At 64.1% G+C, this 14,027-nt stretch carries 11 protein-coding genes; 6 read left to right on the forward strand and 5 right to left on the reverse strand.

What is annotated here, in order from left to right:
- The first annotated feature begins 21 nt into the window (after positions 1 to 21).
- The 4 genes from ACMGE0_RS18290 (at position 22) to ACMGE0_RS18305 (ending at position 3,807) form a co-directional block, all read left to right on the forward strand.
- A complete protein-coding gene (locus ACMGE0_RS18290) occupies positions 22 to 531 on the forward strand; it encodes a SixA phosphatase family protein (RefSeq protein WP_436817302.1) in 510 nt (169 codons plus the stop codon).
- Between the two features lie 75 nt (positions 532 to 606).
- Entirely contained in the window at positions 607 to 2,076 is a 1,470-nt protein-coding gene (locus ACMGE0_RS18295) for a YcjX family GTP-binding protein (protein ID WP_436817303.1), read from the forward strand.
- A complete protein-coding gene (locus ACMGE0_RS18300) occupies positions 2,073 to 3,149 on the forward strand; it encodes a YcjF family protein (protein ID WP_436817304.1) in 1,077 nt (358 codons plus the stop codon). The genes ACMGE0_RS18295 and ACMGE0_RS18300 overlap by 4 nt, the downstream gene beginning before the upstream one ends.
- A 103-nt stretch (positions 3,150 to 3,252) precedes the next feature.
- A complete protein-coding gene (locus ACMGE0_RS18305; protein ID WP_436817305.1) occupies positions 3,253 to 3,807 on the forward strand; it encodes a hypothetical protein in 555 nt (184 codons plus the stop codon).
- A 12-nt stretch (positions 3,808 to 3,819) separates the two neighbouring features.
- On the opposite strand, the gene folK is transcribed toward ACMGE0_RS18305, so the two are convergent.
- The 3 genes from folK to folP are packed head-to-tail and all read right to left on the reverse strand — an operon-like array spanning position 3,820 to position 5,574.
- On the reverse strand, positions 3,820 to 4,362 hold the full coding sequence (gene folK / locus ACMGE0_RS18310; protein ID WP_436817306.1) for a 2-amino-4-hydroxy-6-hydroxymethyldihydropteridine diphosphokinase: 543 nt from the start codon (positions 4,360 to 4,362) through the stop codon (positions 3,820 to 3,822).
- Positions 4,331 to 4,696 (reverse strand): dihydroneopterin aldolase, encoded by a 366-nt coding sequence (gene folB / locus ACMGE0_RS18315; RefSeq protein ID WP_436817307.1) that lies wholly within the window; start codon positions 4,694 to 4,696, stop codon positions 4,331 to 4,333. Before folB ends, folK begins: the two co-directional genes overlap by 32 nt.
- Positions 4,696 to 5,574 carry a dihydropteroate synthase gene (gene folP, locus ACMGE0_RS18320; protein WP_436817308.1) on the reverse strand — a complete coding sequence of 293 codons (879 nt, stop codon included), beginning with the start codon at positions 5,572 to 5,574 and terminating at the stop codon, positions 4,696 to 4,698. Before folP ends, folB begins: the two co-directional genes overlap by 1 nt.
- A gap of 172 nt (positions 5,575 to 5,746) precedes the next feature.
- Here folP and ACMGE0_RS18325 point away from each other — a divergent pair, with 172 nt between their 5' ends.
- Positions 5,747 to 6,301, forward strand: a complete 555-nt coding sequence (locus ACMGE0_RS18325) for a DUF922 domain-containing Zn-dependent protease (RefSeq protein ID WP_436817309.1) — start codon at positions 5,747 to 5,749, stop codon at positions 6,299 to 6,301.
- Between the two features lie 376 nt (positions 6,302 to 6,677).
- Here the strand turns inward: ACMGE0_RS18325 and ACMGE0_RS18330 are convergent, their stop codons facing one another.
- Both ACMGE0_RS18330 and ACMGE0_RS18335 read right to left on the reverse strand, forming a co-directional pair.
- Positions 6,678 to 6,998 (reverse strand): 2Fe-2S iron-sulfur cluster-binding protein, encoded by a 321-nt coding sequence (locus tag ACMGE0_RS18330; RefSeq protein WP_085424336.1) that lies wholly within the window; start codon positions 6,996 to 6,998, stop codon positions 6,678 to 6,680.
- Between the two features lie 135 nt (positions 6,999 to 7,133).
- Positions 7,134 to 7,502: an Hpt domain-containing protein gene (locus ACMGE0_RS18335; RefSeq protein WP_436817384.1), complete on the reverse strand. Its 369-nt coding sequence runs from the start codon at positions 7,500 to 7,502 to the stop codon at positions 7,134 to 7,136.
- 470 nt (positions 7,503 to 7,972) lie between these two features.
- On the opposite strand from ACMGE0_RS18335, the gene ACMGE0_RS18340 reads away from it, so the two are divergent.
- Entirely contained in the window at positions 7,973 to 14,002 is a 6,030-nt protein-coding gene (locus tag ACMGE0_RS18340; protein WP_436817310.1) for an apolipoprotein A-IV repeat region-like domain-containing protein, read from the forward strand.
- Positions 14,003 to 14,027: the final 25 nt, after the last annotated feature.

Genomic DNA, 14,027 nt, shown 5'->3' on the forward strand with positions numbered 1-14,027 from the left:
TTTCAAGTTTCGGCGCCGGGCATGACGACGATTACGCCTCCCCCTTCACGCATCTACCTGCTGCGCCATGCCAGATCGGGCTGGGCGGAGCCGGGGCAGCACGATTTCGACCGGACCCTCGACAATCAGGGCTTTGCGGAAGCGGAGATCGTCGCCGACAAGGCGGCCGACCGGAACTACCGGCCCGACCTCGTCATCAGTTCGACGGCGGTCCGGTGCCGCCAGACGGCCGAAGCGGTCCGCCGCGCCGTCAGCGAGACGATCGAGCCGGTCTATGTCGATGAACTCTATAACGGCTCGCTTGCCACCTATCTCGCCGTACTCGACGGGCAGAAGGACAGCCGTTCCGTCATGCTGGTCGGCCACAACCCGACCATGGAAGAAGTGCTGGAAGCGCTCGTCGGCGCCGACCGGATGGTCGCTGCGATCCCGGGCGGCTATCCGCCCGCCGGCCTGGCAGTGCTGGACTATCGCGGTTTCACAGCAGGCTCCGATGCGACCTGGATGCTCACCGATTTCCTGACGGCATGATGAGATAAGCCCTCGCCTTTGCGGCGCCGCTTATCATCGCTATATATCGGGAAACACTGGACCCGGAACGACGCCTTGCCGCCTTCGCTTACCAGCTTCACCGACGACGCGCGTATCGCGCTGGACAATCTCGCCGACCGTGCTTCGGGTCTCATGCATCCCACGATCAGACTGGGCGTGACGGGCCTGTCGCGGGCCGGCAAGACGGTGTTCATTTCCTCGCTCGTCCACAATCTTCTGAACGGCGGCCGGCTGCCGCTCTTCGAGGCCCTGCGTTCCGGACGTGTCTCGGCCGTACGGCTCGAACCGCAGCCGGACGACGCGATCCCGCGCTTCCAGTACGAGGATCATATCCAGGCGCTGGTGCGAGATCGGGTCTGGCCGGACTCCACGCGCGCCATTTCGGAGCTGCGCATCACGCTCGACTATCAGAGCGCCAGCGGCTGGAACCGGATGTTTTCACGCGGCCGGCTTTCGATCGACATCGTCGACTATCCGGGCGAATGGCTGCTCGACCTGCCGCTTCTGGCGCAGGATTTCCGGGCATTCAGCGACAGCACAGCGACGCTTGCGGAAACCGGCATCCGCAAGGAACTGTCGCAGGAATGGCTGGCGCTCGCGTCGAGCTTAGACATGGATGCGCCGGCCGACGAGATGACCGCCAAGCGGCTTTCCGAAAGCTTCGCTGCCTATCTCAGGGCCTGCAAGGACGACGAGCGCTCCCTCTCCACATTGCCGCCCGGCCGTTTCCTCATGCCCGGCGATCTCGAAGGCTCGCCGGCGCTCACCTTCGCGCCGCTGCCGAACATTCCGGACACGAAAGCACCGAAAGGCTCGCTGCGGGCGATGATGGAACGCCGCTACGACGCCTACAAGAACGTCGTCGTCAAACCCTTCTTCCGCGAGCATTTCGCCCGGCTAGACCGGCAGATCGTGCTGATCGACGCGCTGCAGGCGATCAATCGCGGTCCGGAAGCGGTGCAGGACCTCGAACGGGCGCTGACGGACGTGCTCGCCTGCTTTCGTCCCGGCCATAACAGCTTCCTCTCCGCCTTCCTCGGACGAAGGATCGACAAGGTTCTGGTCGCCGCGACCAAGGCCGACCACCTCCACCACGAAAGCCACGACCGGCTGGAGAGGCTGACGGGCCGTCTCGTGGACCGTGCGATCCAGCGCATCGGCATGGCCGGCGCTGGCATCGAGGTCATGGCGATCGCGTCTGTCCGCGCCACGCGCGAGGCGACGGTGAAGGAGGGCAACCAGCTTCTGCCGGTCATCGTCGGCACGCCGATCGCGGGCGAGACGATCGACGGCGAACGTTTCGATGGAAACAGGAAAACAGCCATATTTCCCGGTGACTTGCCGGAAAATCCTGAAGCGTTCTTTCAAAAGCTCGATGCACCGAAAGCGGAACTTCCGGAGATCAACGTGGTGCGTTTCCGTCCGCCGGCGCTGGAGGAATCCAATGGCGGCCTGAAGCTTTCCGTGCCGCATATCCGGCTCGACCGCGCCATGCAGTTCCTGTTCGGAGACCGACTCGCATGAGAGAGCCCGAAAATCCCCCGAACGGCAAGCGCCGCCCCGCCTCCTTTACCGTGGAAGACGAAACAACCCGGTACGAGACGCCTGTTCCGGCGCGCCGCAGCCCACGCAGCTTCGAGGATGGCGTGGTCGTCACTCCGGACGAAGAAGACCCGTTCGTGACGCCGCCCGAGCTTGCCTCCGAAGCCATTCCCGTCGCGGAACCCCGCACGCGGAAAAAATTCTCCTTCGTCAATCTGGCGATCGCCGCCTTCGGCACCTTCCTGTCGCTTGCCTTCGGGCTCTGGGCCGACCGGGTGATCCGCGATCTCTTTTCCCGCGCCGACTGGCTGGGCTATGCGGCGCTGACCGCGCTCGGTCTCGGGCTCGTCGCAGTCGCGGTCATCGTCGGGCGGGAAATCTTCGGCCTGATGCGGCTTGCCACCGTCCAGACGCTGAAATCCGAGGCCGAAGAGGCATTGCTCTCCCCTCGCCCGGCCGCGGCACGCAATGTTGTCGCGACGCTCGCAAAACTTCTCAGTCACCGCGCGGAGACCGCCAAAGGACGCGCTTCGCTCGACGCGACGAAGGACGAGATCATCGACGGCCCGCAGCTTCTCGAACTTGCCGAACGGGAGCTGCTGGCGCCTCTCGACCGAAGGGCCCGGTCGCTCATCCTGGGTTCGGCGAAACGCGTCTCGATCGTCACGGCCGTCAGTCCCCGCGCGGTCGTCGATCTCGCCTATGTGCTCTTCGAGGTGACCCGGCTCATCCGCGCCATGGCGGATCTCTATGGCGGACGGCCTGGCACGCTGGGCCTCTTGAGGTTGATGCGGGACGTCATCGCCCATCTTGCCGTCACCGGCTCGATTGCCGTCGGCGACAGCCTTGCGCAGCAGGTGCTCGGCCACGGGCTCGCCTCGAAACTGTCGAGCCGGCTTGGCGAAGGCGTGATCAACGGCCTGCTCACCGCGCGAATCGGTATCGCCGCGATGGATCTCTGCCGGCCGCTGCCATTCCGGGCGCTCAAACGCCCCGGAATTGGCGATTTTATCTCCGATATCGCAGCCGTCGGCGGACGGAAGGACGAGCCGTAGACCGATCCGGTCCGTCCCAAATCCGGATATCGTCACCAGTCGTTAACCATTCCCGCCTAGATTACGGGGTACTTAACGTTGCTTGCGTGCCAAGGAAAAGCTCATGTACCCGCGCCTCTTTTCGCTTCTCGGCGGGCTCGCCGTTCTGACCGTTGCGGCCACGTCGGCCATGGCCCCGCAAGCCGAAGCCGCTCCTCGCGACAAGGCATTCTTCCAGTCGGTCGCCGGCGTCTGGAAAGGTCCCGGTGAAATCGTCGCCGGCAAATACAAAGGCACGAAATTCAGCTGCAACCTGACCGGCGCGCCGGCTCCGGACGGCAATGTCGGCATCAAGCTCGACGGCACCTGCCGCGTCGGCGTCTTCCAGCAGCCGATGTCGGCCGTCATCACCCAGAGCGGCCGCGGCTATAGCGGCAAGTTCCTGGACGGCGCCGAAGGCAAGGGCCTCGACATCATTTCCGGCTCGGTCAACGGCGACAAGGTCGTGATGGGCATCAACCGCGCCAAGCTCAACGGCGCGATGGTCGCAAGCCTGCGCGGCGAAAACAAGATGAACATCACCATCTCGGTGAAGGTCGAGGATCAGATGGTTCCCGTTATCGGCCTCAGCCTCGACCGCGATCTTGATTCGATCGCCGTCGGCTCGATCGACCAATAAGGCTGCACTGGACTAGGCGGACCGCCACCAGTCCCGGCTATTCCGCGCGACCTTGATGCCGCCGGTATCCGTTTCTTCGAGCCAGTCGCGCACCTTCCTTCCCTTGACCAGAAGTTCCGGAGCGATGTCGGCAAGCGGCATCATCACGAAGCCGCGTCCGGTCATGCGCGGATGCGGCACTTCCAGCTTCTCGGTCTTCTGTTCGCGCATTCCGTAGGTCAGGACGTCGATATCGATGGTGCGCGGCCCCCAGCGCTCCAGGCGCACCCGCTTCATGCCGCGCTCGATCGACAGGCAGACATCGAGCAAGGCTTCCGGCTCCAGCGACGTTTCCACCAGCGCGCAGCAGTTGAAGAAATCCGCCTGATCCGTCTTTCCCCAGGGCGGCGTCGAATAAAGTTTCGAAACGGCGGCGACGCGACAGTCCTCACGCCGATCGAGCTGCCGCAACGCTTCGGCCATGGCTGCCGGCGGATCGCCGATATTGCCGCCGAGCCCCAGTGCCGCGACTTCGAAAACCTTGTCAGGCGAAATGCTCAACGCGCACCTCCGCATAGTCCAGAATGCCCCGGATCGGCACGCTCGGCTTTCGCACGGTGATATCGGCACGCCGGATCCTCGGCGACCAGGCGCAGAGCGCCTTGGCGATATCCTTGGCGAGCGCCTCGATCAGGTTGCGGCGATGCTCGGTCACGGCCTTTTCGACGATTTCATAGGCGATGCCGTAGTGAACCGTGCTCCCGACATCGTCGTTCTCGAGCGCTTCGTCCGCCTCCACGTCCATGATCACGTCGACGAAAAACCGCTGACCGAGAGAGACTTCCTGCTCGAAGGCTCCGTGGTTGGCGTAGAAGGCGCAGTTCTTCAGCGTGATGGTATAGGTCCCCATCAGGAGCCCCTCTTTTCGGCATGGGCCTCGGCGGCGGCAAGCACGGCATCGGCCATCGCCAGCGCATCGCGATTGACGGCGACGTTGTGGACCCGGAAAATCGCAGCACCCGCAAGCCGCAATATCACGGTCGTCGCGGCGGTGCCGACATCGCGCTCGTCGGCCTTTTCGCGGCCCGTCACGCTGCCGGTAAAGCGCTTTCGGGAGGTGCCGGCAAGCAGCGGAAAGCCCAGCCGGTGCAGCTCGGCGAAGCGCGCCATCAGTTCCACGTCCTCGTCCCGGTTCTTGGCGAAGCCGAAGCCCGGATCGAGGATGACGGCTTCCTCCGGAATTCCGGCCGCACGGGCGATCTTCAGCGATTCCGAGAGGAAAAACTCCTGATCGGCAATCAGGTCGGCGCGCTTTTCCTGTTCGCGGCCCCGCCCCGTATGCATGATGCAGACCCCCGCACCGGTTTCGGCCACGACATTTGCGATCTCCGGCTCGCGCTGCAGGCCGTGCACGTCGTTGACGATATGGGCGCCGGCCGCAACGGCCAGTCTCGCCGTGTCGGCGCGGTAAGTGTCGATGGAAATCAGGGCCTCGGTCTCCGCGGCAAGCTTCTCGATCACCGGCAGGACGCGATCCTGCTCTTCCGCGGCCGTGACCTCGACGGCGCCCGGCCTGGTCGATTCGCCGCCAATGTCGACGATCGCGGCTCCATCGCGAATGCAGGACATCGCATGCGCCACCGCCACGTCGACGCTCCCGGAATAGCGCCCGCCATCCGAGAAAGAATCCGGCGTGACATTGACGATCGCCATGATATGGCCCTGCGGACCGAGTTCGATGGCTCGGTCTCGTCCGACACGCCACGTGCTGTTGCACCGCGATGTCACCGGCTGTCCATCTGTCGAAGGGTAACGCAAAATTTCATGCCTTTGTGTTGCGCTCCGGTTGGCTATGCCCCAAGCTCCACCCAAGTTCAACGTCGCAGGCCTGATAATGTTCTTTATGCGCAGAGTCCGCCGGTTTTTCGGTGCAATTCTTCTCCTCTGCGTGATCCCGGCAATGGCCTCGGCCGAGCCCGTCATCACCAAGACCTATTCATATTTCCGGATCGGCGGCCGCACGGCGGAAGATCTCGACAAGGAGCTGGAAAAGCACGGGCCGATGACCCGCGCGACCGGCCATCGCCATCCCGGCGCGACCGAGATCAAGTTCGGCGGCGACGTCACCTACGTGGAACGCGGCGGACGCTGCTCGGTCGGCGGGGCACGCGTCACGCTGCGGACGCACATCATCCTGCCGCGCTGGAACAATCGCGGCCGCGCCACGGCGGATATCCGGTTCATCTGGGACACGCTGTCCACCGATATCAAGCGGCATGAGGAGCGGCACGCGGAGATCGCCCGCAACCATGCCCGCCAGCTCGAACGGGCACTGCTTGCGCTCGGCTCCAGCAAAAGCTGCGACGCCCTCGAAAAACAGGTGTCGGAAACGACGCGCCGGATCCTTGAAAGCCACGATCGCGAGCAATTGCGTTTCGATCAGATCGAAGCGGCGAATTTCGACGCCCGCATGATGCGGCTCCTGCAATACCGCATGAGCCGCAAGGGCTACTGACCGCTTCTCCACAAGAAGAGACGCCTGATTGCCGCCTTATAAGGGGCGGGCATTGTCCCGCCCATCGCCGATGGTTTATGGTGATGGTCTAAAATATGATTCTCGGATAAAAGCTAAGACAGCTTGGCTGCAGACGCTCCGAGAGGGGGTGGAAAAGACGGAAGACCGGGAGACCGGCATGCTTTTCCAGCTCCGGCCGATGCGTCGCACGCAGCCGCTTCCGGGGGTTCCTGAGTATATTCGTGCGTTCCCGAGTTCTCCTGGCGCGTCCTCAAGCCGCAGGTGTCTCCTCCCTCGCCTGATGGTGATGCGCCCGCCTTGCCTCGCTTCCCGTTCGGGCAGCGAGGCACTTTTTTGCTGCAACCTGAATAAAGGATCAGGCCTGCCGCTCGGGAACGTTGACCACCAGCCCGTCGAGTTCGGGCTTCACCTTGATCTGACAGGATAGACGCGAATTCGGCTTCACCTCGAAGGCGAAGTCGAGCATGTCCTCCTCCATGGGAGCCGGCGGGCCGACTTTCTCGGTCCAGGCCTCGTCGACATAGACGTGACAGGTGGCACAGGCGCAGGCGCCGCCGCATTCGGCCTCGATGCCGGGGACGGAATTGCGAACCGCGTTCTCCATCACGGTGGAGCCGGGCTCAGCCTCGATGTCGAAGCGCGTTCCGTCGAAGGCAACGATGGTCAGTTTCGTCATGATGTTGGAAATCCGGGATGTTGAAGGGTTACGGCTTATTTAAGCGCGCTGTCTTCCAATAAAACCCCGGCGCAGTCAACATTTTCAGGCGTCGCAGACTGTTCCGCGAGCGCCCCGAGCCAAAAACTAATGCCTTTAGCGGCAGAGCTTATTGATGAAGTTTTCCGCTTCGATGACGGCGGCGCCGACGGCCGCGCGCAGGGTCGCGTCCCCGCCGTTGGCTTCGAGCCGCTCGGCGGCGGCCGAAACCTTGAAGGCGCCGACCGAACCGGCTGCACCTTTCAGCCTGTGGGCGGCAGCGACGACCGCGGCGGCATCGGCGACGGTCATATCCTGCAGAGCCCGGCGCGCCTGGCGGGCGAACATCTGCAGCACCTCGATTTCCAGCCCCTTGTCCCCCATGGTCTGGGAGGCGAGGTGGACGAGATCGATAGGACGGGATTGGGAGGGGCAAGCGCCCCGGGAATTTTCGGGAGCTTCGAATGCGATACTGACCGCTGCCATTGCCATGAACCTGTTTTCCCTATTGTTATTCTGTCCCGAATTGTGCGGGGCAGCCTCGGCTATCCCGTTAAATTCCGGCACAATCGGGGCCGGAATCTTCCCATATGGTTAATTTCTGCTAAGCTCCCGGGATTTTAGGACTTTTGCACCTTCTCATGGTTTAAATTCTGTTAACAACATTTCGCGCCTCCGGTCGCAGGGGGGCGTTTTAATTGTACGGGATGGCCGAATGTGCCACTACAGTACGACTAAGGTGGCGAGGAATATTCTCCTTTTGCCGCGGATGGCAGGTTGGTAAGTTTTCATTATCATCCGTTTGAAAGAACGGGGCCGACCTGAAAGTGAATGGGAAATTCCGAATTCCAGTGCGGAAGGCGGATTCCGGCAGGCAGTATCCCTTCTTTCGATCTGCGGGCGGCAGAATGTTGGATGGGGGATGGCCGGGCGAGTATGTAACGAGGCGTAACCGCATGGCGAAGAAAACCACCAGCGAATCGATCGACGAAACGGCTTTCCAGGCGTTGGAAGATGCTCTGAAGATCAATTTCAACGACGAGCAGCCGCGTCCCCGATCCGTGCCCCATGCCTCGGAGGCCAGAGTGTCAGACACATCCCAGCCGCGTCAAACTTCCACGCAGCCTCAGGACGGTTCAGCCGAATCCCAAAGATCGGCCGCTTCCGAGAGCGCCGCAAGGACGCAGGCCTTCCAGCCCGCCAACGACCCCGGCCGGCGCTCGACCACCGCCATGCTGCGGACGCTGGAGGGCGGCACGATACGCTCCGCCATCCGCAACGCCGTCATCATCTCCATTCTCTGGGCCATTGCCGGCATCGGGCTCGGGCAGCTCATCTACGGCAGCCAGCTCTGGCAGATCACCTCCGTCGAAGGCGTGCTTGCGGCCCCCGGCATCGTCGCGCTCGCGGTCGGCATTCTCGTGCCGATCATGCTGTTCTTCGCCTTCGCGATCATGATGGCCCGCGCCCAGGACCTCAGAAACGCAGCGCGCTCCATGGCCGAAGTGGCGCTTCGCCTCTCCGAACCGGAGACCATCGCTTCCGAGCGGATCATGAGCGTCGGCCAGGCCGTGCGCCGCGAAGTCTCCGCCATGAACGAAGGCATCGAGCGGACCATCGCGCGCGCCGCCGAACTCGAAACGCTCGTGCATTCGGAAGTCAATGCGCTCGAGCGCAGCTTCACCGACAACGAATTGCGCGTGCGCGGCCTGGTGCAGGAACTCGGCTCCGAGCGCGACGCGATCGTCAACCACGCCGAGCGCATCCGTTCCTCGATCGTCGGCGCCCACGACCAGCTCAAGGAGGAGCTGTCGCTGGCGACCGAAGAGATTTCCGTCCGTCTTGCGACCTCCGGCGAAGCCTTCGCCTCGATGATCGAGACCCGTGCCGCCACGCTGATGGAAAAGTCCAATGCAGCCGGCGAAGCGCTCGGTTCGCTTCTGACCGCGAAGTCGGAAAACCTGCTGCAGACCCTGAACTCCGCCGGTTTCGCCCTCGCCCACGAATTCGACGAGCGGATGGACACGATCACCTCGGTCCTCTCGCAGCGCGGCGAAGCGCTTCTCAACGAGTTCCAGACCCGCGCCTCCACGCTCGACGCCAATACGGAAAAGCTGAACGCGGCGCTCGCGGACCGCACCCGTCAGCTCAACGAAACCCTGCTTGCCCGCACGCGCGAAATCACCGAAGGCCTTACCAACAGCGAAAGGACCCTCACTGGCTCGCTCGACGGCATCCTCGCGGCGCTCAACAGCTCGCTCGATGACAAGAGCTCGTCGTTCCGCCAGAGCCTGCAGACGACCGTCGACGACGTGGTCATGGATCTCGACATGCGGTCCGGCTTCTTCGAGGAGCGCCTGCAGGCGACCGTCGGCCAGCTCAGCACGACGTTCGACGACAGCATTTCGCAGTTCACCTCGGCTTTCGACCAGCGCGCCGGCACGCTCGACAGCAAGCTGATGGACAGCCTTGCCCGCATCAACGAGACCGTCGCGAGCGGGTCGGAATCGATCGAGAACATTCTCAGCTCCAGCATCGAACGCATCAGCTCCTCGCTGACCGACCAGTCGCTTTCGCTCGCGACGACACTCGGGACCAGTCAGGAAGTGCTCGATTCGATGCTCGAAGGCCGTTCGCAGGAGCTTTCCGATGCGCTGGCAGCCCGCAGCGGCGAAATCCAGGATGCGCTTGCGTTCCGTACCGCCGAGATCCAGGACGTGCTCGCATCCCGCACCAGCGAGCTGCATGACGGGCTTGCGGACGCCCACCGCAAGATCAGCGGCACGCTCGCCGAGCACAACGGCGAGCTTCACGAAGGCCTCGCAAACGCCCACCGCAAGATCAGCGACACGCTTAGCGAGCACAGCAGCGGCCTGCTCGGCACGCTTTCGGAAAGCCAGACCAGGTTCGAACAGGGACTGGCGATCCGCTCCGGCGCCATCATCTCCGCGCTCTCCGGCAGCCACGACCACCTGACCGAAGTGCTGAGCCAGAAGACGGCCGCGCTCGACACGCTCATGTCCAACGTGCCGGAACGCCTCGCCGGCGTGTTCGACGAAAGATCGGAGCGTATCGCCAAGACGCTTTCGGACGGCGAGCAGCGCATCAGCAGCGATCTCGGCCGGCATGTCTCGGAGATGCAGGCATCGCTGGATGCCAATCGCGAGCGGATTTCCGAAGTCCTCCAGGACAAGTCGATGGAGCTTGCGACCTCCTTCGCGCTCGGCGAGGACCGCCTCACCGGCATGCTGGACGAAAAGGCGGAATCCATCACCCGGGCGTTTTCGGAGACCGAAGAACGCATCAGCGGCGATCTCGGCCGCCGCACGTCGGAAATCCATGAGGCGCTGAATACCAATCGCGACAAGCTTGCTGAAATCCTCGACGACAAGTCGATGGAAATCGCCACGACCTTCGCGCTCAGCGAGGACCGCCTCTCCGGCATGCTGGACGAGAAGGCGACGGCATTCGCCAATACCCTTTCCGATGCGGACAGCCGCATCGAACAATCCTTCGCGGCGCGGGCGGAAGCCATCCGCAGCGCCTATGCCGACAACCAGCTCAATCTCGACCTCTCGCTCGAGAACCGCACCGCCGAACTCTCGCGCATTCTCGAAAACGGCAGCGAACGCCTGGAACAGGCCGTCGGCGGCGCAGCCGGCCGGATCGAAAGCGCGCTTTCGGACGGTACGCAACGCTTCGAAACCGACATGGCCAGCGGCCTGGAGCGGATGGAGACCGTGCTCGGCACCAGCCAGGAACGCATGGCCGCAACGATCGGTCTCGGTCACCAGCAGATGGAAACCACGCTGGGCTCCGGCTACGAGCAGATTCGCGACACGCTCGAAGAGCGCACCAGCAAGATCGCCGAGACGCTGGGTGAAGCACACAGCCAGATCGACAACCTGATGCAGGATCAGGCGACGTCGCTCGGCACCACCATCGCCGCAAGCGCCGGCATGCTGGAAATGTCGCTCGAGAACCAGCAGAGCGCATTGCGCGGCGCCATCGATTCGGCCGGCCAGTCGCTGGAAGAACGTCTGCGCGAGAATGTCGGCACGCTCGCCACCCAGCTTTCCAATGCCGCCGGGGAGATCGGCCGCTCGGCAGACTCTTTCTCCAACCGCATCCGGGAAACCGTGGGCGGCGTCCAGGGAGCGCTCGAAGAAACCGGCAGCCGGATCGAATCCACGTTCGGCGGGCTTGAAGGCCGCATCCGCGACGAGATTCTCGGCGCCACCCAGCTTGTCAACGAAGCCGGCGCCAATCTTTCCAGCACGCTTGGCGACCGCACGGCCGAATTGGAGCGTGTCGCCGGCGAAGCCTCCGACCGCATCGCCGAGACCATGGACAGCCGCACGGCGCGGATTGAGGAACGGCTCGGCACCATTGATCGCGCGCTGACGATCGGCCTCGACAACGTCACGAAAACCATGGAAGGCAAGGCCGTCGGCCTCGCCACGACGCTGCGCGAAGCCGTCAGCGCCGCGGCCCAGAACATGGACAGCGAAGCCACCCGCTCTGCGGAAGTGCTTGCCCGTGCCGGCGCCGAATTCACCCAGGAACTCGCCAACCGCAACAGCGAATTCACCAAGGCGATCGAGGAACGCTCCACTCAGATCGTCGGCCGGATTTCGGAAACGCAGAACCGGCTCGCCGGTCAGGCGGCAACCGTTGCGCAAGCCTTCTCCGAGGCAGGCAATGCCATCGTCAAGAAGGTGGCGGAGGCCGACAGCCTCGTGAAGCAGCAGGTGACGGCGATTTCCGAAGCCCTCGATGATGCGCAGAAGGCACTCGGCGCCCGTGGCGACGATATCCGCACCACGCTTTCCGACACGGCAAACCAGCTCGACAATGCGATGGACGCCGTCGACCGTGCGCTCGCCGCGCGCGGCGAGGCAATCCGTTCGGCCCTCGACAACCGCGCCCGCGACCTGAATTCCGTCCTCGCCAGCCGTTCGGCGGAACTGTCGCGCCTTCTCGACGAAAAGGCGAAACCGATCATCGAGGAATATACCGAAGCCGGCCGCATTGCCGTCGAGCAGATCACGACCGCCGCGCAGCAGGGCGCCGAACGGCTCTCCGCCACCGCGGATGAAACGAGCGCGCGCATCCGCGACGAGAATTCGGCCCTCATCGATGCGATCGCGGCCCGCACGAACGATACGCTTGCCGCGATCAGCCAACGGACGGAAAATGCCGCCGGCACGATGCGCTATGTCGAGCAGGGCCTGTCCGTTGCGGTGAACAGCCTCATCGACAAGCTGGCGGAAAGCAATTCCAACATCGCATCGCTGGTCGAGCAATCGACGCGGGAGATCAGCAGCACGGCGGATGTCGTCGCAGAGCATCTGGCGGAAGCCGACCGCAAGCTTGGCTCCACTGCCAACCGCTTCGCGCAATCGGCCACGCATGCGGCCGATATCGTCTCCGGCTCGACCCGCGTGCTGGAGACCAATATCGACCGGATGTCGGATGTCTTCAGCCAGACGCTCGATCAGGTCGGCAGCATCGTCGGCCGATTCGACGAGCATTCCCGGGTACTTGCCGAAGCTTCCGACCTCCTGGGCGCCGCCCAGTCCAACCTTGTCAGCACGCTGGACGAACGGCAGAGCGCGCTGCGCAATCTGTCCACCGGCCTGGTCAACCGTTCCGAGGAAATCGAAGCGACCATGCGCAGCCTGACGAGCCTCGTCGACGGCGCCTTCGAACGGGCCGAGGAACGTTCCCTGCAGGTGGGTTCGCGCCTGCGCGAAAGCCTTCACGCTTCGTTTGCGGACATCGGCCGGACGCTCGGGGAGACCCAGCACCGCGCAGAGGCCACCGCGGATGCGATGCGCAACGCCCTCATCGGTGCCGGCAGCGACGCCAACCAGGCCATCGAGACGACGCTTTCCGAAGCCGAGAAGCGTACCCGCGAGATTTCCGAGCGCATGCGCAGCAGCATTGCCGCATCGCTCGGGGACGTCGAGCGGCTGCTGTCGGATACGGCCAATCGCTCCGGCAGCGCGGCCGAACAGCTTCGCGAGACGCTGCGCGAATCGGTCGACGAAGCCATCAATCGCTTCTCGGGTGCGACCGAGGAGATCCGCCGCTCCGCGCAGGACATCCGCCGGGAACTCGATGCGACCCGTTCCGAACTCAAGCGGGGTGCGTTCGACCTTCCGGAAGAGGCCAAGGAAAGTGCCGCCGCCATGCGCCGCGCGGTCGCCGAGCAGATCAGGGCGCTCCAGGATATTTCCGCCCTGGTGGGCCGCTCGACGCAGAACTTCGAAGTCTCCGAAGCGTCGGCCAGCCGTCCCGCCCCGGCACCCCAGCCAGCCCCTGCGCGCCCGCAGCCTCCCGCTGCCGCTGCGATCCAGCAGCCGGCTCCGGCCGCTCCGCGCAGCGATCCGTACGCATCCGGCTCGCTGCGGGGCACGCTGCCGCTTGACCGGCAGACTCCGGCACCGGCCGCGCGTTCTCAGGAACCGGCGCCGCGCGGCGGTAATGCCGGCGACGAAGGCTGGATCAGCAATCTCCTGCGCGGCGCCTCCCGCGACGAATTCGGCAATGCTCCGGCGGCCCGCCAGCCGCAGCCGGCGCGTCCGGCCGAACCGGCCTCCGCGCCGCGCAGCAATGGCGACAACCGCAATCCGCGCCATATGGTGGAATCGCTGAATTCGCTCTCGGTCGATATCGCCCGCGCCATCGATCACGACGCGTCGGTCGATCTGTGGCGCCGCTACCAGCGCGGTGAGCGCGACGTCTTCACCCGTCGCCTTTACACGCTGAAGGGCCAGCAGACCTTCGACGAGATCAAGCGCAAATACGACCGGGAGCCGGAATTCCGCACCGCCGTCGACCGCTACATCGCCGATTTCGAAAAGCTGCTCGCCGACGTCGCCCGCACCGACCGGGACAAGACGGTGACGCAGAGCTACCTCACCTCGGACACGGGCAAGGTCTATACGATGCTCGCCCATGCCGCAGGCCGGTTCAGCTGAGACCGGATAGACACCACGACAAAAA

Origin of the sequence: Neorhizobium descurainiae (assembly GCF_051400715.1) — a bacterium.
Classification (GTDB): Bacteria; Pseudomonadota; Alphaproteobacteria; order Rhizobiales; family Rhizobiaceae; genus Neorhizobium.

Coding starts and splice junctions, on each gene's coding strand:
- ACMGE0_RS18290 (WP_436817302.1), top strand. CDS start 22: ATGACGACGATTACGCCTCCCCCTTCACGCATCTACCTGCTGCGCCAT.
- ACMGE0_RS18300 (WP_436817304.1), top strand. CDS start 2,073: ATGAGAGAGCCCGAAAATCCCCCGAACGGCAAGCGCCGCCCCGCCTCC.
- ACMGE0_RS18305 (WP_436817305.1), top strand. CDS start 3,253: ATGTACCCGCGCCTCTTTTCGCTTCTCGGCGGGCTCGCCGTTCTGACC.
- folK (WP_436817306.1), bottom strand. CDS start 4,362: ATGCGGAGGTGCGCGTTGAGCATTTCGCCTGACAAGGTTTTCGAAGTC.
- folB (WP_436817307.1), bottom strand. CDS start 4,696: ATGGGGACCTATACCATCACGCTGAAGAACTGCGCCTTCTACGCCAAC.
- ACMGE0_RS18325 (WP_436817309.1), top strand. CDS start 5,747: ATGGCCTCGGCCGAGCCCGTCATCACCAAGACCTATTCATATTTCCGG.
- ACMGE0_RS18330 (WP_085424336.1), bottom strand. CDS start 6,998: ATGACGAAACTGACCATCGTTGCCTTCGACGGAACGCGCTTCGACATC.
- ACMGE0_RS18335 (WP_436817384.1), bottom strand. CDS start 7,502: ATGGCAGCGGTCAGTATCGCATTCGAAGCTCCCGAAAATTCCCGGGGC.
- ACMGE0_RS18340 (WP_436817310.1), top strand. CDS start 7,973: ATGGCGAAGAAAACCACCAGCGAATCGATCGACGAAACGGCTTTCCAG.